Source organism: Rhodococcus sp. Leaf233, from assembly GCF_001426165.1.
GTDB classification, from domain to species: Bacteria; Actinomycetota; Actinomycetes; order Mycobacteriales; family Mycobacteriaceae; genus Rhodococcoides; species Rhodococcoides fascians.
This window is the reverse complement of the sequence record NZ_LMRO01000013.1, coordinates 23,511-41,707: the sequence shown is the minus strand read 5'-3', so window position 1 is coordinate 41,707 and position 18,197 is coordinate 23,511. Positions and strand designations below refer to the sequence as shown.

At 65.6% G+C, this 18,197-nt stretch carries 18 protein-coding genes; 8 read left to right on the top strand and 10 right to left on the bottom strand.

Going from position 1 to position 18,197, the window contains the following annotated elements:
* The first annotated feature begins 29 nt into the window (after nt 1-29).
* A complete protein-coding gene (locus ASH04_RS22950) occupies nt 30-1,292 on the top strand; it encodes an MFS transporter (RefSeq protein ID WP_057474668.1) in 1,263 nt (420 codons plus the stop codon).
* On the opposite strand, the gene dxs is transcribed toward ASH04_RS22950, so the two are convergent.
* Complete coding sequence (gene dxs, locus ASH04_RS22945) at nt 1,279-3,159, bottom strand: 1-deoxy-D-xylulose-5-phosphate synthase (protein ID WP_027496908.1); 1,881 nt, start codon at nt 3,157-3,159, stop codon at nt 1,279-1,281. The genes ASH04_RS22950 and dxs overlap by 14 nt on opposite strands.
* 180 nt (nt 3,160-3,339) lie before the next feature.
* On the opposite strand from dxs, the gene glsA reads away from it, so the two are divergent.
* A complete protein-coding gene (gene glsA, locus ASH04_RS22940; protein WP_057474667.1) occupies nt 3,340-5,166 on the top strand; it encodes a glutaminase A in 1,827 nt (608 codons plus the stop codon).
* 42 nt (nt 5,167-5,208) lie between these two features.
* On the opposite strand, the gene ASH04_RS22935 is transcribed toward glsA, so the two are convergent.
* Together ASH04_RS22935 and ASH04_RS22930 are read right to left on the bottom strand one after the other, a co-directional pair.
* Nucleotides 5,209-5,967: an anti-sigma factor gene (locus ASH04_RS22935; RefSeq protein WP_032365057.1), complete on the bottom strand. Its 759-nt coding sequence runs from the start codon at nt 5,965-5,967 to the stop codon at nt 5,209-5,211.
* Entirely contained in the window at nt 5,964-6,719 is a 756-nt protein-coding gene (locus tag ASH04_RS22930) for a sigma-70 family RNA polymerase sigma factor (RefSeq protein WP_027496905.1), read from the bottom strand. The genes ASH04_RS22935 and ASH04_RS22930 overlap by 4 nt, the downstream gene beginning before the upstream one ends.
* Before the next feature lie 164 nt (nt 6,720-6,883).
* Between ASH04_RS22930 and ASH04_RS22925 the strand changes: the two genes are divergently transcribed.
* On the top strand, nt 6,884-7,909 hold the full coding sequence (locus ASH04_RS22925) for an ATP-binding cassette domain-containing protein (RefSeq protein ID WP_057474666.1): 1,026 nt from the start codon (nt 6,884-6,886) through the stop codon (nt 7,907-7,909).
* On the top strand, nt 7,906-8,745 hold the full coding sequence (locus ASH04_RS22920) for an ABC transporter permease (protein ID WP_027496904.1): 840 nt from the start codon (nt 7,906-7,908) through the stop codon (nt 8,743-8,745). The genes ASH04_RS22925 and ASH04_RS22920 overlap by 4 nt, the downstream gene beginning before the upstream one ends.
* Before the next feature lie 22 nt (nt 8,746-8,767).
* Here ASH04_RS22920 and ASH04_RS22915 read toward each other — a convergent pair whose 3' ends face one another.
* Complete coding sequence (locus tag ASH04_RS22915; RefSeq protein ID WP_057474665.1) at nt 8,768-9,289, bottom strand: CGNR zinc finger domain-containing protein; 522 nt, start codon at nt 9,287-9,289, stop codon at nt 8,768-8,770.
* A gap of 25 nt (nt 9,290-9,314) precedes the next feature.
* Here ASH04_RS22915 and ASH04_RS26715 point away from each other — a divergent pair, with 25 nt between their 5' ends.
* Nucleotides 9,315-9,512: a hypothetical protein gene (locus ASH04_RS26715; RefSeq protein ID WP_156394639.1), complete on the top strand. Its 198-nt coding sequence runs from the start codon at nt 9,315-9,317 to the stop codon at nt 9,510-9,512.
* On the opposite strand, the gene ASH04_RS22910 is transcribed toward ASH04_RS26715, so the two are convergent.
* From ASH04_RS22910 to ASH04_RS22900, 3 genes are read right to left on the bottom strand one after another with little or no spacing between them, the layout of a single operon-like run.
* Entirely contained in the window at nt 9,464-10,459 is a 996-nt protein-coding gene (locus ASH04_RS22910; RefSeq protein WP_057474664.1) for an iron-siderophore ABC transporter substrate-binding protein, read from the bottom strand. The genes ASH04_RS26715 and ASH04_RS22910 overlap by 49 nt on opposite strands.
* Nucleotides 10,460-10,503: 44 nt before the next feature.
* Nucleotides 10,504-11,775, bottom strand: coding sequence for a class I SAM-dependent RNA methyltransferase (locus ASH04_RS22905; RefSeq protein WP_057474663.1), 1,272 nt, complete (start codon nt 11,773-11,775; stop codon nt 10,504-10,506).
* Nucleotides 11,772-13,769: an APC family permease gene (locus tag ASH04_RS22900; protein ID WP_032365101.1), complete on the bottom strand. Its 1,998-nt coding sequence runs from the start codon at nt 13,767-13,769 to the stop codon at nt 11,772-11,774. The genes ASH04_RS22905 and ASH04_RS22900 overlap by 4 nt, the downstream gene beginning before the upstream one ends.
* Nucleotides 13,770-13,949: 180 nt before the next feature.
* Here ASH04_RS22900 and ASH04_RS22895 point away from each other — a divergent pair, with 180 nt between their 5' ends.
* Together ASH04_RS22895 and ASH04_RS22890 are read left to right on the top strand one after the other, a co-directional pair.
* The gene (locus ASH04_RS22895; protein WP_057474662.1) at nt 13,950-14,615 is read left to right on the top strand and encodes a potassium channel family protein; all 666 of its coding nucleotides are present in this window, start codon (nt 13,950-13,952) and stop codon (nt 14,613-14,615) included.
* A gap of 49 nt (nt 14,616-14,664) precedes the next feature.
* A complete protein-coding gene (locus ASH04_RS22890) occupies nt 14,665-15,324 on the top strand; it encodes a potassium channel family protein (protein WP_032365054.1) in 660 nt (219 codons plus the stop codon).
* On the opposite strand, the gene ASH04_RS22885 is transcribed toward ASH04_RS22890, so the two are convergent.
* Nucleotides 15,298-15,957 carry a DUF3159 domain-containing protein gene (locus ASH04_RS22885; RefSeq protein WP_027496897.1) on the bottom strand — a complete coding sequence of 220 codons (660 nt, stop codon included), beginning with the start codon at nt 15,955-15,957 and terminating at the stop codon, nt 15,298-15,300. The two genes, ASH04_RS22890 and ASH04_RS22885, sit on opposite strands and share 27 nt — an antisense overlap.
* 112 nt (nt 15,958-16,069) lie before the next feature.
* Nucleotides 16,070-16,447, bottom strand: a complete 378-nt coding sequence (locus ASH04_RS22880) for an OB-fold nucleic acid binding domain-containing protein (protein ID WP_027496896.1) — start codon at nt 16,445-16,447, stop codon at nt 16,070-16,072.
* A gap of 167 nt (nt 16,448-16,614) precedes the next feature.
* On the opposite strand from ASH04_RS22880, the gene ASH04_RS22875 reads away from it, so the two are divergent.
* Nucleotides 16,615-17,325, top strand: coding sequence for an alpha/beta fold hydrolase (locus ASH04_RS22875; protein ID WP_235580078.1), 711 nt, complete (start codon nt 16,615-16,617; stop codon nt 17,323-17,325).
* Between the two features lie 6 nt (nt 17,326-17,331).
* On the opposite strand, the gene ASH04_RS22870 is transcribed toward ASH04_RS22875, so the two are convergent.
* Nucleotides 17,332-18,159 carry a DUF3710 domain-containing protein gene (locus ASH04_RS22870; RefSeq protein WP_057474660.1) on the bottom strand — a complete coding sequence of 276 codons (828 nt, stop codon included), beginning with the start codon at nt 18,157-18,159 and terminating at the stop codon, nt 17,332-17,334.
* Between the last annotated feature and the right edge of the window lie 38 nt (nt 18,160-18,197).

Below are 18,197 nucleotides of genomic sequence, written 5' to 3'. Positions count from 1 at the left end.
GTCGGTCGATCTGCCGTCGAAAGTAGGACATGAAGCTTCGTATCGCATGCGCCGTGGGCACCGTCGTGGTGTTCGGACTGAGCCTGCGCCTGCTGTTCGGCAGTACGTCGGCACTCACCTCCGACATCGCCGAGTTCTACTCCGCGAACTCGACATCCATGGCGTTGCTGACCACGGGCCCGGTGATCTGCCTCGGTGTATTCGCCGCCACCGCACGCTATTTCGTGCGCCGGGTCCCTGTCACGCACGTTCTTGTGGTGTGCCTGTCCCTGGTGGCCGTCGGCACAGCTGTACGCGCGGTGCCGTCGTGGCCGATCCTCGTGGTCGGCACTCTCGTCGCGGCGGCGGGTATCGCGGTGGCGAATGTGTTGGGTCCGGTTTTCGTCCGTCTGGTGGTACGAGAGTGGAGCTCGACAGGTGAACCCGATGCGGCGGCGGGGCGACGACTGGGGTTGTTGACCGGGGTGTTGACCGCTGTGATCAGTGCCAGTGCGGGAGTGGCGTCGGGAGTGTCCGTTCCGTTGGCCGAGGCGTTCGACGGTGGTTGGCGGATTGTTCTGGGGCTGTGGTCGATTCCGGTCGTGTTGGCCGCCGGATGTATGGCCATCTTCGGGCGCACGCTGTCGCGCGGGCGGTCGGTTGCCGGGTCGGCAACAGTCCCCGACGACGCTCCTCGGAGTCGCACGGGGGTTCTGACATCGCCCGTGGCGTGGTCGTTGACGGCATTCATGGGTTTGCAGTCGTTGATGGCGTATTCGATGATCGCGTGGTTGCCGACGATCTTTCGTGATCGCGGGGTGGACGCGCGTGATGCCGGTCTGCTGTTGACGGCATTGTCGGTCAGCAGCGTGCTGACTGCATTGACGGTTCCGAGCCTCGCGACAAGGTTGGGGAATCAGAGCGCGTTGGCGGTCGCCGTGACGCTGCCGACATGCGTGGGCCTGCTCGGGATAGTGTCGTCGGCCGATTCCTGGGCCCTGGTGTGGGCGGTACTGCTCGGTTTGGGCCAGGGCGGGCAGTTGTCGCTCGCGATGACGTTGATGAATCTGCGGGCCTCGAACGCCCGTGATGCTGCGTCGCTCAGTTCCATGGCGCAGACGGTCGGATACGTGCTGGCTGCTGCCGGTCCGCTGGTGTGCGGAGCCGTTCATTCGGCGACGCAGCGGTGGGAACCGTCGATTGTGTTTCTTCTGTTGGTGACGATTCCCATGGCTGCAGCAGGTGCGGTGGCCGGCCGCCGCGTCGTGGTCGGAAGCGAGGCGGAGCCGGCCGACGCCGTCAGAGGCTCTTGACCCAATGCGAGACTTGCTGCACCACGGTTTCGCAGGTGAGTCCGAACTCGTGGTGCAGTTGCTCCCGAGATGCGTGGTCGAGGAACCGTTGCGGCACACCGAGATCGCGGCAGGGCACGTCGACACCGGCACCGCGCAGCGCGGCCGAGAGCGTCGAACCTATCCCGCCGTGCAGGCCGCTGTCCTCGACGGTGACGACCAACCGGTAATCCTCGGCCATCTTGAGCAGCGACTGCGGGACCGGGAGCACCCAGCGTGGATCCACGACGGCAACCGAAATACCCTCTGCTTCGAGCTTTTTCGCGGCGTCGAGGGCGAGCGACCCGAACACCCCGACGGCAACGATCAGCACGTCGCCGGTGGCCTCGGACGGCTCGGTCAGCACGTCGAGTATTCCGTCCAACCTGCGCACCGCAGGCACCGTCTCGGTGACCGCGCCCTTCGGGAAGCGAAGAGCCGTAGGGCCGTCCGAGGTGGCGATCGCCTCGGCCAGCTCCTCTCGAAGAGTGGCGGCGTCTCGTGGCGCTGCCACCTTCATGCCCGGAACGATGCCGAGTAGAGACATGTCCCACATGCCGTTGTGGGACGCGCCGTCGGCACCGGTGACTCCCGCGCGATCCAACACGATGGTGACGGGAAGACCCAACAGGGCGACGTCCATCAGCAGTTGATCGAACGCGCGGTTGAGGAACGTGGAGTAGATGGCGACCACGGGATGCATGCCGCCGAGCGCAAGCCCGGCGGCCGACGTCATCGCATGCTGCTCGGCGATACCCACGTCGAACATTCGGTCCGGAAACCGCACCCCGAACGCCGCGAGCCCGGTGGGCGCGGCCATTGCGGCGGTGATGGCCACGACGTCCTCGTTCTGCTCGCCCTGCTCGATGAGCGCCGCCGAGAATACCGACGTCCAATCCGGAGCCGATTTGGATCGGGCCAGGCCGGTCGCAGGATCGATGACGCCGGTGGCGTGCATCTGGTCGGCCACGTCGTTCTCGGCATGGATGTAGCCCATGCCCTTGCGGGTCACCGCATGCACGATGACCGGGCCGCCGTACGCCTTGGCTCTGCGCAGTGCCGATTCCATGGCGTGCTGGTCGTGACCGTCCACCGGGCCCAGGTACTTGATGCCGAGATCGGTGAACATGACCTGCGGGCTGATGGCGTCCTTCACTCCGGCTTTCATGCCGTGCAGCATCGTGTAGGCGGCGCGGCCGACGACGGGGATCCGTCGCACGATCCGGCGGCCGTTGTCGAGAATCTTCTCGTATCCCGGCTGCAGTCGCAGAGCTGCCAGGTGATCGGCCAGCCCGCCGATGGTCGGGGCGTACGAACGGCCGTTGTCGTTGACGACGATCACCAGCGACCGGTCTCGGCCGGCTGCGATGTTGTTCAGCGCCTCCCAGCACATACCGCCGGTCAGCGCGCCGTCACCGACCACAGCCACGACATGCCGGTCGGTCTCTCCCTTGAGGGCGAACGCTTTGGCCAACCCGTCGGCATACGACAAGGATGCCGATGCGTGCGAGGACTCGACCCAGTCGTGTTCGCTCTCGACCCGAGACGGATAGCCGGACAGCCCGCCCTGCTTGCGGAGTGTGTCGAACATTCCGGCGCGTCCGGTGAGCATCTTGTGCACGTAGGCCTGGTGGCCCGTGTCGAAGATGACCGGATCACGCGGTGAGTCGAAGGTGCGGTGGATCGCCAGAGTCAGCTCCACCACTCCCAGATTGGGACCGAGGTGGCCCCCTGTTGCCGATACCTTCTCGACCAGGAAGGCGCGGATCTCGCGAGCCAGTTCGGCCAGCTCCGCACTATCGAGGTCGCGCAAGTCCTCGGGCGTCTGAATTCGCGCTAGGACACCCAACGAGATCGCTCCCTCCGGCCGGAAAACATATTCGAAAAACCAGTCTACGGAGTGGCTGCACCCAGCCGCCCCGTCCAGCATTGTCTCGCCGACACTACCGTCGAGTAGGCAGGTGCCCGGGGTCAGTCGCCCCTAACCTCGAATACGCTCGAAACGGACACCCGACATACAGTGTCGCCCATGAGCAACGTCGTCGATGCCATCCTGACCCGGGTTCACGAACTGTGCCGGGACGACGCGTCGGGACAGGTTGCCGACTACATCCCCGAACTCGCAGCCGTGACGCCGGACGGCTTCGGTATCGCCCTGACGACCACCGACGGCTACCTGTACGAAGTCGGCGACACGAGGATGCCGTTCACCATCCAATCCATCTCGAAACCCTTCACCTATGCACTCGCGCTGGCCGACCGCGGGCTCGACGTCGTCGCGGGCAAGATCGACGTCGAACCCTCGGGTGAGCCGTTCAACGAGATCAGCCTGGACCCCGTCACGGAGCGGCCCCGAAACCCGATGATCAACGCGGGTGCGATCACGTCCGCGTCGCTCATCGCCGGCCGCACCGCAGAGGAACGATTCGAGCGCATCCGAGCGTCGTATTCCCGGTACGCAGGAAGGTCTCTGAGCTTCAACGACGCGGTGTATCGATCCGAAGCGCGCACCGGACACCGCAATCGCGCCATCGGCTACATGCTGCGGTCCTTCGGCATCATCGACCACGATCCGGAGGCCGCCGTGGACCTGTACTTCCGCCAGTGCTCGATCGACGTCACGGCGGCGGATCTGGCCATGATGGCCGCCACGATGGCCAACAACGGAGTCAATCCCCACACCAAAGAGCGCGCCCTGGCACCCGCACTGGTCGAACGCGTGCTGTCGGTGATGACGACCTGTGGGATGTACGACGGCGCAGGCGACTGGGTGGCGCGGGTGGGTATGCCGGCCAAGAGTGGGGTCGGCGGCGGCATCCTGGCGGTGCTTCCCGGGCAGATGGGCATCGCCGTCTACTCCCCCCGCCTCGATTCGCACGGCAACAGCGTGCGCGGCGTTGCTGCCTGCCGAGAACTCTCCACCAGACTCGAATTGCACTTTCTGCACGTCACTCGGGCCGCGAAATCGTCGATTCGACGTCGGTACGTTCTCACCGAGGCACCGTCGCGAAAACGACGATCCGACATAGAACAGGCCACACTCGCTGCAGTCGGCGACCGCGCGCGGGTCTACGAGTTGCACGGGGACCTGCTGTTCTCGGGTGCCGAGACAGCGGTCCGCGAGATCGGCAACCTCGACCGGAACCTCGATGCACTCGTCATCGACGTTCGTGGCGTCGACGAGGTCAGCGACATCGCCCGTTCGATGTTCGAGGACCTACGCCGCGATCTCGCCGACCACGGCTGTGTGGTGTGCCTGGTGGATCCCCGAGCCATCATGGGCCACACGACGTCGAGCCTGGACCCGAACGATCCAGCGGGCCGGGTGTACTCGAGTCTGAGCTCGGCCATCCAGTGGGCCGAGAACCTGCTGCTCGATCGGCACTGCTCCGGCGCGCGGCAACCGGCAGAAATCACTCCGGCCGAGCACCCGTTGCTCGCCGGTCTGTCCGCCGAGCAATTCGACTCGGTGACTCCCTATCTCGAGAAACGTCACTACGCACGGGGCGATGTCATCGTTCACCGTGGTGCGCCGGCAGCGGGTCTGTTCTTGATCCTGCGCGGAGAAGTGACATCGACGGCCGTGTCCGCAGACGGGGGCACACACCGCATCACGACGCTCTCCCCCGGGATGAGCTTCGGCGAGATGCCGCTGCTGATGTCGGTGCCGTTCCTGCTGGACATGGTGGCCGACACCCCGGTCGATCTGGTGGTCGTGTCGGTATCGCATTTCGAGGCACTGACTCGGGACGCCCCGGAAGTGAAGCTGGCGCTACTGGAAAATCTGGCCAGCGGCGCGTACGGCCAGATGGCGGCCGTCGTCAAGACGCTCGGGCGGTTCGACATCGGCATCTGATCCGACTGTCGAACCGCCCGAGTGGACGTGCTTGGCCCCTGATCAGGCGTCGAGCGTGATCATCGTGAGGACCTCGGTGGGCTGCGCCGAGCCGCCGGCAGGCTCGAGCGAGAACGCGAAGTTGGTCGACGCTCCCATGCCGTCCACCACGGTGCCGTCGCTCGACGTGAGCTGATCCTCGGTGACAACGCCGGCGGAGCGCGGCGCACCGTCGACGAACCACATCTGGTAGACCCGGCCCGAGGGCGGCTCGGGGACACCGTCCAGAGTCACCACGACCGCATCTCGGCTCAGCGAGTACGAAACCTTTGCAGTGCCGCCACCCGGGAACTCCGCAGACGCCTCACGAGCGTCGGGCGCTGCGACGATCTGCTCGGCCTGGGAAGGCTGCGGGTCCGAGCCCATGGTCTGCGTGACGACGACGACACCACCGACTGCGACGACGATCGCGGCAGCCGCGGACACCATCGAGTATCGCCACGTCTTGGAACGCTCACGTCGGTGCCGGTGCAGCGGAGTGACGTTCGGCGGAAGTTCTCGGACCGTTGGCTCCTGATCGCTCGCGGCGACACGCGCTAGCACGGCCTCCCGCACGCGTTCGGGTGCTGGAGTCGCGTCTGCCGCCGCAGCCAACGCCAGCGTTTCGTGAATCTCACCCACGAGGATGTCGAATTGTGCCCGGGTCGTCTCGTCGACGCGGATTCGCTCGGATTCGATGGCGCGCCGCTCGGACTCGCTCATCGCGTGGAGGGCATAGACCTCCGCTTCGTCCAGCAGTCGTTGCCGTGACGCTTCACTCATTGCGGGATCACCCCCAGGCATGTCTTCAACTTGATCAATCCATCTCGTATGCGCGATTTGATCGTCGGCACGGCCACCCCGAGCCGTTCGGCAACCTCGCGATAGGTGTACCCGCTGTAATAAGCCATTCGTACCGACTCGCTCTGCGTATCGGTCAGAGTGTCGAGACAGGCCACGACCGCCTCCGATTCGAGCCGCTGGGTCACCGTCTCGAGTACCTCGTCGTGCTCGGGTGTGTGACTCACGGCACCGTACGCCGCCTCGCGGTCGGTACCCGACTGTTCGCTACGTACCCGATCGACCGCCCGGCGATGTGCCAGCGTCATGATCCACGCCAGCGGACTCCCCTGGCTCGGATCGTAATTCGGTGCCGCACGCCAGATCTGGAGGAACACCTCCTGCGCGGTCTCCTCGCTGTACCCCGGATCGCGAAGCACGCGCACCACCATCCCGTACACACGGGAGGACGTGGCGTCGTACAGCTCGGCGAAGGCCGACCGGTCGCCCTGGGCAACGGCGGCCATCAGGCGACGGAGACGGTCCGTCTCCTCGGCACGCAGATTCTTCAGCTGGGGGCTCGGTACTGCGCACACCGCATCCTCGACCGAGGTGCTGTCCTCGGACTCGGGCGGCGTTCGGTCACGGCCGGTGCCCGCAGATCCGGAAGCGTCGGAGAACGGCACGCTCATCGGACTGTCGTCCCAGCAGACGGGTTCATGATCGAGTTCATCGATCATGACACTAGTGGTCATGTAGCCCTCATATCGAAACCTCCGCGTTTTCCCGCCGCAGTACATATTCGGAACAAACACCCCGAGGGATGGTCCGCGACCGAAATTCGTTTGCGCAGAATTGGACCGGGCTTCATCCTGGGTGCGAGAATCGGACAAACGCGGGCAATCGGGCGGGCAGCTCGATGGAGGGACGGACACGCATGACGGCCATCGAAACCCACGGGCTCGTCAAACATTTCGGCACCACCGCCGCAGTCGACGGCGTGGATCTGTCGATCCCGTCCGGCGGGGTGTACGGCGTACTCGGACCCAACGGGGCCGGGAAAACCACGACCATCCGGATGCTGGCGACACTTCTTCCGATAGACGGCGGCAGCGCACGAGTCCTGGGACACGACGTGGCAACCGAGCCGGAGGCCGTTCGCCGAAAAGTCTCTCTCACGGGTCAATTCGCCTCGCTCGACGAGGATCTGACCGGCACCGAGAATCTCGTTCTGCTGGCGCGGCTGCTCGGCTACTCACGTCCGGCCGCCCGAGCGCGCGCTGATCAACTGTTGACAGCATTCGACATCGCCGACGCCGGACCGCGACAGGTCAAGACCTACTCCGGTGGCATGCGCAGGCGCATCGACATCGCGGCGAGCATCATCGTCACCCCCGAGCTGATCTTTCTCGACGAACCCACCACCGGCCTGGACCCGCGCAGTCGCAATCACGTCTGGGAGATCGTCCGTGCACTGGTAGCAGGCGGCACGACGGTACTGCTGACGACGCAGTATCTCGACGAGGCCGACCACCTGGCCGGGCGCGTGGCGGTGATCGACCACGGCAAAGTCATCGCCGAGGGCACGACGGGCGAGCTGAAGGCATCGGTGGGATCGAACTCACTGCACCTGCGCGTGCTCGATGCCGGGCACCGGAATGCCGCGGCGAGAATCGTTCGAGATCTGGTCGGCAGCACCGTGACCGAGGACGCCGACCCGTTCACCGTGTCCGCACGACTGGACAATCCGGCGCAGGCGGCACCGATCCTTCCTGCTCTCGAATCCGCCGGAATCGCCATCGCATCCTTCACCCTCGGTCAGCCGAGTCTGGACGAGGTGTTCCTGGCGCTGACCGGTCACGACGCGGGAGACGAAGCGGGAGCGGGAGTGGAGCCGGTGGGTGCGAAAAAAGCTGAAATCGACAACGGGGAGATCGCGTCATGACCACCGAGGCCCAACGATCCGCCCCACAGGCGTCGACGATCATCGATGTTCTCTCAGCCGCAGGTCCGAGGCCGGAGCGTCCGTCGTCGCTGTCGACCTCGCTGAGTTTCGGCTGGCGGGCGTTGCTGAAGATCAAGCACGTACCGGAGCAGTTGTTCGACGTGACGGCGTTTCCGATCATGTTCACGCTGTTGTTCACGTACCTGTTCGGTGGCGCTCTGGCCGGTTCGACCGACGCGTACATCCAGTTTCTGCTGCCGGGCATCCTGGTGCAGACCGTGGTGATGATCACGATGTACACCGGCGTGACGATGAACAAGGACATCGAGAAGGGTGTGTTCGACCGGTTCCGATCGTTGCCGATCTGGCGTCCGTCGCCGCTGGTCGGTGCGTTGCTGGGTGACGTCGTGCGCTACACGTTGGCGTCGGTGATCGTACTGATCTTGGGGCTGATTCTCGGTTTCCGGCCGCAAGGCGGGCTGCTCGGTGTGATCGCATCGATAGTGCTGTTGCTCGTGTTCTCGTTCTGTCTGTCCTGGATCTGGACGATGATCGCCATGATCGTGCGCACCGAGGCAGCCGTGATGGGGATGTCGATGTTCATCCTGTTTCCGCTGACGTTCGCGAGCAACATCTTCGTCGACCCCAACACGATGCCGGGGTGGCTTCGTGCGTTCGTCGACGTCAACCCGGTCAGCTTTCTGGTGACGTCACTTCGAGGCCTGATGCAGGGCGATGTCGACACCGGCCAACTCGGAGTGACTCTGGTGCTGTCGGCGGCGATGCTGGCGATCTTCGGACCGATCACGATGCGGCTGTACAACCGCAAGTCCTGATCCGCGCCTCCCGGTGCAAGCGTCAGGATGCGGCGCGGGCTCGGTGTCGGCGGACTGCGTCCCGATTCGAGCACACGGTTCCGCAGTACCGCTGCCGTCCGGTACGTGAGGTGTCGGCGAAGGCGGTCGTGCAGTCGGCTGCGGCGCACCGATGGAGTCTGTCCATTCCGCGACCGGTCAAGTGCAGCGCGGTACCGACACCGACCAGTGCCCTGATGACGCCGCCCAACGCGATGTTGGGGTCGCGATAGTGCATGTGCCAGCCGTCGTCGGCATGGTTGGTCAGTCGCGGGTACGCGGATGCCTGTGCAAGGAGGGCGTTCAGGGCCTCGGCGCGCTCCTCGGCTGTCTCTGCATCCACCACGCGAGCCCACTCGCGGAGGAACTCGAGTGTGTCCGCGAGATCGTTGTCGGTGGCAGTCCAGTCGGGAACGAGGCCGGCGTCGATGCAGCGGGCACCCAGTTCGCTCGGCGACGTGGGTGGCCGGTTGAGGAGGTCGATGCCCAGTTTCACGGCATATTCTCCGTAAGGGTTGATGTGCACAAGACCATTACATCACAGTGGATGCATGGACATCGAACACAGCACACACTCCTGGACCACCCGCTCGCTCCACGACACCAGCGAAGGCCTCGTCGGCTACCAGGGCTGCCACTGCGGAGCTCAACGCATCGTCTCGGTACCCGCGCAGACATTCGCCCCGGTTGCCGAAGTGGATCACCCCAGCACGTTCGCCACCGCAGGCGCCACCGTGTCGAGTGCATAGCCGATGGACAGCGCCGAGTTGGTGGCGTAGGACTTCGCGACTTCCGGGTCGTCGAACACGACGTAGCGACCGTCCGCGACAGCCGGAATCCGTTGGAACAGCGGATTGTCGGTCACCTCGGACGGCGCCTTCTGGATGGGGAAGACGATCAGTACGTCGGCGTCGAGCAGGTCGAGCTCCTCCCCGGAAATCGGAACCGAGAACCCGCGCGGCGGAAGAGAATCGATGGCCGGGCTGGTGACGAAGCCGAGCTTCTTCATGAACTCGAGTCGACTGTTCGACGAGATGTATGCGCCGTATCCGGTGCCGCTGTAGGCCCCGACCACCGCTGTCTTGCCGGCGAATTCCGGATGGGCAGCGGCCGCTGCATCGAAACGGTCGGCGATTCCTGCGAGCAGCGCGTCCCCTTCGGACTGCTTGCCCAGTGCCGTGGCCACCATCGTGACCTGCTGCTCGAGCGTTGTCAGGTAGTTGTCCGCCCCCGCCGGTATACCCACCGTCGGCGCAATGGCGGACAGCGTGTCGTACCGATCGGCGTCACCGGAGCTCTTGGTGTCGAGGATCAGATCCGGCTCGAGCGCCGCGACCTGCTCGAACGACGGCTCCTGCGTCCCGATGATCTGCGGTGGTGCGTCGTAGAGCCCGGCCGCCCACGGACCGACGCCGTCGCCGCCGAAGGCGAGCCAGTCGCTCGCACCGACCGGTGAGACACCGAGCGCGAGTGCGGTTTCCGCGTCACCCCAGCCGAGCGCGACGACGCGCTGCGGGGCACTGTCGACGGTCACGCCGCCGAACTCGGTATCGATCGTGACAGGGAACGCAGCCGCCGTTCCGTCGGACGGCGCCTCCGATCCGGGTCCGTCGTCCCCGCCCGACCCACACGAGACGACGGCGGTCAGGAACAGCAGGGCGACCGACACAGCACCGACGGTGCGACGAATTCTCACCCGAGAAACGGTACGTCAGACTCGCCAAGATTGGTGAGGCAACCCTATTTACGGACGAAGCGGCCGATACATTCGACGTGGCTGGTCAGAGGAAATGCGTCGAACGCGCGCACGTCCGTCAGCTCGTAACCGGCTGCCCGGTAGAGGCTCGCGTCCCGCGCGAACGATGCCGGATCGCAGCCGATATGGACGATCGTGCGGGGAGACCGCGTCGCGAGACCTTCGATGACGTCGCGTCCGGCACCGGCTCGCGGCGGATCGAGTACCGCCACCGCCACCGATTCCGGCAACGAATCCATCGATCGCTCGACCCGGCCCGGCGCGAACGAGACCTGAGCAAGGTCGTGCAGCGCCGAACGCCCGTCCTCGGCGGCCCGGCGCGAGAACTCGACGCTGGTGACTCGTCCGCTCGATCCCACCCGCTCGGCGAGAGCCGCCGCGAACACGCCGACACCGCCGTAGAGATCCCATGCGCCGTCACCCGGATCGGCGTCCGCCCAGTCGCGCACGACGTCGGTGTACACCTGGGCCGCTCCCTTGTGCGCCTGCCAGAAGCCGGTGGCATCGAGTGTCCACGGCCGCGCCGAGACGAATTCGGTGACGCGACCCGAGCCGATGACAGCCTTTTCCGGCCTGGTCCGGGACGACGCCGCTCGACGCGCCGACGCGCCGCGGCGGCCCGGAGACCGGCGTCCGGTTCGCGTCAACTGGGCCGGTGCCACCTCCACCACATGGCGTTCACCCATACCGTCGAGGACCACCTGCAATTCGGCACCTGCGCGCCACTCACGGTCCGACAATCCGTCGAACGCAACCGGATCCATTTGCGGGCACGACAACTCCGTGACGATCGAACTGCTTCGATAGCGGTGGTAGCCGGGCCGTCCACCCGAATCCACTGCCAGCCGAACACGGGTCCGCCATCCGGTGCCGTCGCCGGTGCCCGGCAACTCCTCGACCGGAACGTCCCGCTCGATGCCCGCAACGCGGCGCAACTGTTCGGCGACGACGGAGGACTTGAGTCGACGACCGGCTTCGGGGGTCGCGTGAGAATAGTCGCAGCATCCCGAACCACCGGGCCCGGAGATGGGGCAGCGAGCGTCGATGCGGTCCGGAGACGCGGTGAGGATCTCGATCGCGTCGGCGCGGCAGAACGACCCACCGCGATCCTCGGTCACCTTGGCCATGACGCGTTCCCCCGGTAGCCCGTGGCGGACGAACACCACTCGACCTTCGTGACGGGCCACGCAGAACCCACCGTGTCCGGGAGCGCCCAGTTCGACGTCGAGCACCAGCCCGAACCAGTTCTCGGTCATTTGCCCGCCGGCGGTTCGTAGCCGCGACGCGATGCACCCGGCGCATTTCCGAGCACCTCGCGCCTGGCCTTCTCCGACGAGCGCAGCTGCCACGGAACGCTGGTGACCATCACGCCGGGTTGAAACAGCAGTCGGGACTTCAATCTCAGCGCACTCTGGTTGTGCAGGACCTGCTCCCACCAGTGACCGACGACGTACTCGGGGATGAAGACGGTCACCACATCACGTGGTGAGTCGCGTCGAACTCGTTTGACGTAGTCCAGAACCGGCTTGGTGACTTCGCGGTAGGGCGATTCGACGACCTTCAGGGGTACCGAGACGTCACTGGCCTCCCATTCACGTACCAATGCTCGGGTGTCCACCTCGTCGACGTTGACGGTGACGGCTTCGAGAGTGTCGGGCCTGGTCGCGCGTGCGTAGGCGAGAGCCCGCAGGGTCGGCATGTGCAGCTTGGACACCAGCACGATCGAGTGCGTGCGGCTGGGTAGTACGCCGTCCCACACCTCGTTCTCGAGCTCGCGCGCCACGGTGTCGTAGTGCTTTCTGATCATCCGCATCAGGATGAAGATGGCCACCATCGCCACGATCGCGATCCAGGCTCCGGCAGCGAACTTGGTGATCAACACGATCACGAGAACGGTCGCCGTCATGGCCAGACCGACGCTGTTGACCACCCGCGAGCGCTGCATCCTGCCGCGCTGCTCGCCATCGGTCTCGGTTCGGAGCAGGCGGGTCCAGTGCCGGATCATGCCGGTCTGGCTCAGGGTGAACGAGACGAACACACCCACGATGTAGAGCTGGATGAGCTTGGTGACCTCTGCTCCGAACACCACGACGAACACGATGGCTGCGCCGGACAGGAACAGAATGCCGTTACTGAAGGCAAGGCGATCGCCGCGTGTGTGCAACTGTCGGGGTAGATACCGGTCCTGAGCGAGCACCGAGCCCAGCACGGGGAAGCCGTTGAATGCCGTGTTCGCGGCGAGTACCAGGATCAACGCCGTCACGGCGGTGATGAAGAAGAACCCAACGGGGAACCCGCTGAACACTGCCTCCGCCAACTGCGCGATCAACGTCTTCTGGTGGTAGCCATCCGGTGCCCCGATCAGCTGCGTCTCCGGGTCCATCGCGTACTTGATGCCGATCTTCTGCGCCAGCACGATGATGCCCATCAACAACGTGATGCCGATACCGCCGAGCAGCAACAGCGTGGTTGCCGCGTTACGGGACTTGGGCTTCTCGAAGGCAGGCACCCCGTTACTGATGGCCTCGACTCCGGTCAGCGCCGCGCAACCCGACGAGAACGCCCGCGCGACGAGGAACGCGAACGCGATCCCGTACAGATGCGAGTCCTCGGCTTTCAGATCGAACGTCGCCGACTCGGCGTGAATGTCGTCTCCGAGCACGTAGACCCGGAACAACCCGTAGCCCAACATCAGGAACATGCCGCCCATGAAGGCGTATGTGGGAATGGCGAACGCGGCACCCGACTCGCGGATACCGCGCAGGTTGATCGACGTGATGAACACGATGGCCACCACCGCGAACAGCACCTTGTGCTGCGCGACGAAGGGCACGGCCGAACCGATGTTCGACGCGGCCGCCGAAATGGAGACCGCCACGGTCAGCACGTAGTCCACCAACAATGCACTACCCACGGTCAGACCCGCCGCAGGACCGAGGTTGGTGGTCGCGACCTCGTAATCACCACCGCCGGACGGGTAGGCGTGCACGTTCTGCCGGTAGCTGGCGACCACCACCGCCATCACGACACAGACCGCGAGACCGATCCACGGAGTGAACGTGAGCGCCGATATCCCGGCCACGGACAACACCAGGAAGATCTCTTCGGGTGCGTACGCAACCGAGGACATGGCGTCCGAGGCGAACACCGGTAGCGCGATTCGCTTGGGTAGCAAGGTATGACCGAGCTTGTCGCTGCGGAACGGCTTACCGAGAACCAGCCGCTTTGCGGCAGTCGAGACCTTGGACACGATCAGAAGCGTAGGCCGTCGGGTCGCCGGCGGCGCAACCACGCGCCCTTTGACTTCCATCCGATGCCCACCCACGGTCGAGCCGGTGACGAATCCCCGATACGTTGGTGCTCGCATGCACACGGTGGCAATGTCGTCGGCAGTGTTGGTCGGCAATCGAGATCGGGACGGAGCTGGGCGTTGTACGTAGTTGTGATGGGGTGTGGCCGTGTCGGCGCATCGCTGGCCGGAGCGCTCGAGCGCATCGGGCACGAGGTGGCGATCATCGACCGCGACGAAACCGCGTTTCTGCGCCTCGACCCCGACTTCGGCGGGCATCGAGTAGTCGGTATGGGATTCGACCGAGATGTGTTGGTGCGCGCCGGAATCGAGAAGGCGGAGGCATTCGCAGCCGTATCCTCCGGTGACAATTCCAACATCATCTCCGCGCGCGTCGCGCGCGAGACGTTCGGCGTCGAGAAGGTCGTCGCCAGGATCTACGACGCCAAACGCGCCGCCGTGTACGAGCGCCTCGGTATTCCGACCGTGGCCACAGTGCCGTGGGCGACCGACCGGTTTCTGCACAATCTTCTGCGGGACGACCCCACCACCAAGTGGCGAGATCCGTCCGGGAGCGTCGCGGTGGTGCTGCTCGACTTCCACGATGCGTGGATCGGCAAGAAATTGTCGGTACTCGAGGATGCGACCCGGTCGCGGGCCGCGTTCGTCATCCGTTTCGGCACCGGACTGCTGCCCGACAAGCGCACCGTGATCCAGGCAGGCGACGAGGTGTACGTCGCTGCCGTCTCCGGGACCGTCGCCGAGGCCATCGCATTGGCCGGCAATCTGCCGCCGTCGGACGACTGATGCTCGCCCGTACGTTGTTCTCCTCCCCCATCGACCCGAACGGGAAGCCATGAAAGTCGCCATCGCCGGTGCCGGCGCAGTCGGCAGATCCATTGCACGCGAATTGATCCGAAGCGAGCACGAGGTGATGCTCCTCGAACGCAAACTCGACCACGTCGATCAGGCCGCGGTACCCGAGGCCGAATGGGTGCTCGCGGACGCCTGCGAGTTGAGTCTGCTCGAGGCCGCCCATCTCGAGAACTACGACGTAGTGATCGCCGCTACCGGCGACGACAAGGCGAACCTGGTGCTCAGCTTGCTGGCCAAAACCGAGTTCGGCGTGAACCGCGTGGTGGCCCGGGTCAACGACCCCAGAAACGAATGGCTCTTCGACGCGGCCTGGGGTGTCGATGTCGCAGTCTCGACCCCACGCATGCTGGCGTCACTGGTGGAGGAGGCCGTCTCGGTAGGCGATCTGGTCCACCTGATGACATTCCGCAAGGGACAGGCAAATCTCGTGGAGATCACTCTGCCCGAGAACACGCCCTTGGCGGGCAAGCCGGTACGCAAGCTCCAGCTACCGCGGGACGCAGCACTGGTGACGATTCTTCGCGGTGGCCGTGTCATCGTTCCGCAGCACGACGATCCACTCGAAGGCGGTGACGAGTTGCTCTTCGTCGCGGCGAAAGAGGTGGAGGACGAACTACGTGCTGCGGTCGGTCTGACCTGACGGCAGCTCGTCGGCCTGTTCGTCGTTCGATGCGAGGTCGAGCGCTCGATCCGCCTGACGCACAGCCCACAGAGTCACCAGTAGGGCTACGCCGGTCAGGGGCCACCCCATCCCGATCCGTGCCACCGCGAGCCAGCCGGTCTGGTCCGAGTCGTAGAGCTGGGACTGAACGATGTAGCGCGCAGCGAACACCGACGCCCAGGCGATGGTGGCCACGTCGTAGTAACGAACCGCAGACCGCTCCCGACGCCACGATGTTCCCTTGCCGTTGAGGTAACCCCAGATGACGCCGACGAGCGGCCACCGGGCGAGTACCGACAGCACGAACGCCCCGCCGTAGACGAGTGATGTATAGATGCCGAACAGGAAGTAGCCCTTGGCGTCCCCGGTGCGGTACGCGATGAATGCGCAGATGCCGACGCCGAAGAATCCGGAGATCGCCGGTTGTATCGGGCTGCGGCGCACCAGCCGCCACACCAGAACGGCCGCGGCGACACCCAACGCCGCCCACAGAGCGACCGACAGGCCGAAGTAGCTGTTGAACGGGACGAAGACGACCACGGGCAGTGTGGAATACACCAATCCGCTCACACCGCCGAGCTGCTCGAGCACGGTGGGGGCGGCGGTCTTCACGGCGTCCGGCGTCGACGTGTCGGGTACCGGTTCCGGCGTGTTCGACGTTCTCGGGTGCGGCACTGCATCGTCGCTGTTCGTCACGAGAACGAGAGTGCCATACCGGGGACGATCAGTTGTCGTCGCGCAGTTCGTAGTACGGGTTGTAGACGATCTTGCGTCCATCGCGTTCGCCGACCCGGCCACGCACCAGGACCGTCTTGCCCGGCTCGATTCCGGCAATCTTGCGCCGGCCGATCCACAGGAGAGTCACTGTATCGGTGCCGTCGAAGAACTCCGCTTCGATGTTGGCGTTCGCGGCCTTGGAACACGCTTCGACGCTGCGTAGACGACCCAACATCGTGACCTCTTCGCCACGCGAGCAATCGCAGGCGCGTCGGGCTCCGGACGCTTCGGAGGATTCGGCCATCTCCTCGGCGTCGAGCTGATCGATGTCCTCGGTCAACTTTCGCGTCAAGCGGCGAAAGTATCCTGCGGCAGCGGGTGCCATTGTGCGCTCCTGCGGGTGGGGGTCGTCTCGCAGCTCCACTCCTGGGAGCAGTTGCGGCGACCTGGGAGTTTCCCTCGTCATAGCTGGTACTTCGCCACTGTAGACCCGATCCGGCGCGCTGACCAACCACCGCCACGCCGTCGAACGGAGGCGTGCACAATCGTCTCGTGCACACCCGATTCGAGACCTCCACCGCGATCGTTCTACCGGGGACGGGATCGGACGCGCAGTTCGCGCAGGAGGCATTCGGGCAGGCGTTCGACGTTGTGGGATTGGCCACTGTCGCCGTGGAACCCGACCCGACCGGCGTGGTGGGGAGCTATCTCGGTGCACTAGACGAGGCTGTACGCGCGCACGGTCCCGTCGTGGTCGCCGGAATCTCACTGGGTGCAGCCGTCGCGGCGCACTGGGCCGAACGCAACCGCTCGAGTGTCGTCGCGTTGGCGCTGGCGCTGCCGGCGTGGACGGGCGATCCCACCGGCTCACCGGCTGCACTGAGTGCACGGTTCACGGCTGGGTCGCTTCGCGAACACGGGCTCGACAGCGTCACGGCGACCATGGCCGAGTCGAGCCCAGAATGGCTCGCGCGCACCCTGGCGCGATCCTGGGCGTCGCAGTGGCCGGCGCTCCCCCGCGCGTTGGACGAGGCGGCCTCGTACCGAGGCCCGGAGTTGGACCGTCTCGCGCGGATCGACGCGCCGACCGTCGTGGTCGGCGCGGTGGACGACCCGGTGCATCCGATCGCGGTTGCGGAGCAGTGGGCTCGCGCCCTGCCGAGAGGCGTACTGCGGACCGTGACATTGACGGACATCGGACTCGACCCCGCGGTCCTGGGCCGAGAAGCCGTCGACGCTCTGACCGCGGCGCTCGACGTCTGACGCCGATCAGCCCCCCAGTTGCTGAATCGCCGATCCGGACGCCCCTCGGCGCGGAGCGCGCTCGGCACCGGGTTGTTCGGCGTCCGGTTGCGGAATCGACTGCTGCTGCGCCGCATCGGTGTTCGCATCAGGGGCAGCAGGCTGCGCCGGCGCGGCCTGCTGCGCTGCTTGCTGCTGCGCGGCAGCCGCCAGTTGCTCGGCCAACACCTGCGGCAGAACCACCGGCAACGGAGTACGCACCGGGTGTGGATCGGTGCCACGGTCGACGACGGTCTGTCGCAGAATCGAGTGCGCGAGCTGGACCAGGGGCTGCCCCTCCGCCACCGCGCCCGACGGCCCGGCGAGGACGCATCGAACCATCCAGCGATACCCGTCGACACCGATGAAGCGCAGATCGGCGTTGACGGTGACACCGACCAACTCGCGGCCCCACGGCCCGGTCTCCACGGTCGTCTCGGCCTTGTCGTTGCGGAGCGATGTCGCCAGATCGGCTGCCACCTCGCGCCACTGCCCCGGAGACTTCGGGGCAGCGTAGGCGGCGATGGTGATGCGCCCGAACTGGGTGACGATGTGTACTGCTTGCGGGCTGCCCGCCTGAGACATCTCGACCTGCAGTTGCCCGCCCTCGGGGAGAGGGATCAACACCGAGCCGAGATCCAGCCGGTTCGCCGCGACGCTCTCGCGATCCTCGTCCAGATCACCGAGATCGTGGGGCCCCTCGACGGTGGTGTCCGCGGTCGCATCGTCGTTGTCGTCGTCGCGGCCGTCGACGAATGGCTCCGCGCTGGACGCGGAGGCACTGCCGGCGTCGCTCTTCTTACGCCGTCCGAACATGTTCAGCTCTCTTCTTCTCGGTTGCATTCAGTTCGCTG

Coding starts and splice junctions, on each gene's coding strand:
- ASH04_RS22950 (WP_057474668.1), top strand. CDS start 30: ATGAAGCTTCGTATCGCATGCGCCGTGGGCACCGTCGTGGTGTTCGGA.
- glsA (WP_057474667.1), top strand. CDS start 3,340: ATGAGCAACGTCGTCGATGCCATCCTGACCCGGGTTCACGAACTGTGC.
- ASH04_RS22935 (WP_032365057.1), bottom strand. CDS start 5,967: ATGAGTGAAGCGTCACGGCAACGACTGCTGGACGAAGCGGAGGTCTAT.
- ASH04_RS22930 (WP_027496905.1), bottom strand. CDS start 6,719: ATGACCACTAGTGTCATGATCGATGAACTCGATCATGAACCCGTCTGC.
- ASH04_RS22925 (WP_057474666.1), top strand. CDS start 6,884: ATGGAGGGACGGACACGCATGACGGCCATCGAAACCCACGGGCTCGTC.
- ASH04_RS22920 (WP_027496904.1), top strand. CDS start 7,906: ATGACCACCGAGGCCCAACGATCCGCCCCACAGGCGTCGACGATCATC.
- ASH04_RS26715 (WP_156394639.1), top strand. CDS start 9,315: ATGGACATCGAACACAGCACACACTCCTGGACCACCCGCTCGCTCCAC.
- ASH04_RS22905 (WP_057474663.1), bottom strand. CDS start 11,775: ATGACCGAGAACTGGTTCGGGCTGGTGCTCGACGTCGAACTGGGCGCT.
- ASH04_RS22890 (WP_032365054.1), top strand. CDS start 14,665: ATGAAAGTCGCCATCGCCGGTGCCGGCGCAGTCGGCAGATCCATTGCA.
- ASH04_RS22880 (WP_027496896.1), bottom strand. CDS start 16,447: ATGGCACCCGCTGCCGCAGGATACTTTCGCCGCTTGACGCGAAAGTTG.
- ASH04_RS22870 (WP_057474660.1), bottom strand. CDS start 18,159: ATGTTCGGACGGCGTAAGAAGAGCGACGCCGGCAGTGCCTCCGCGTCC.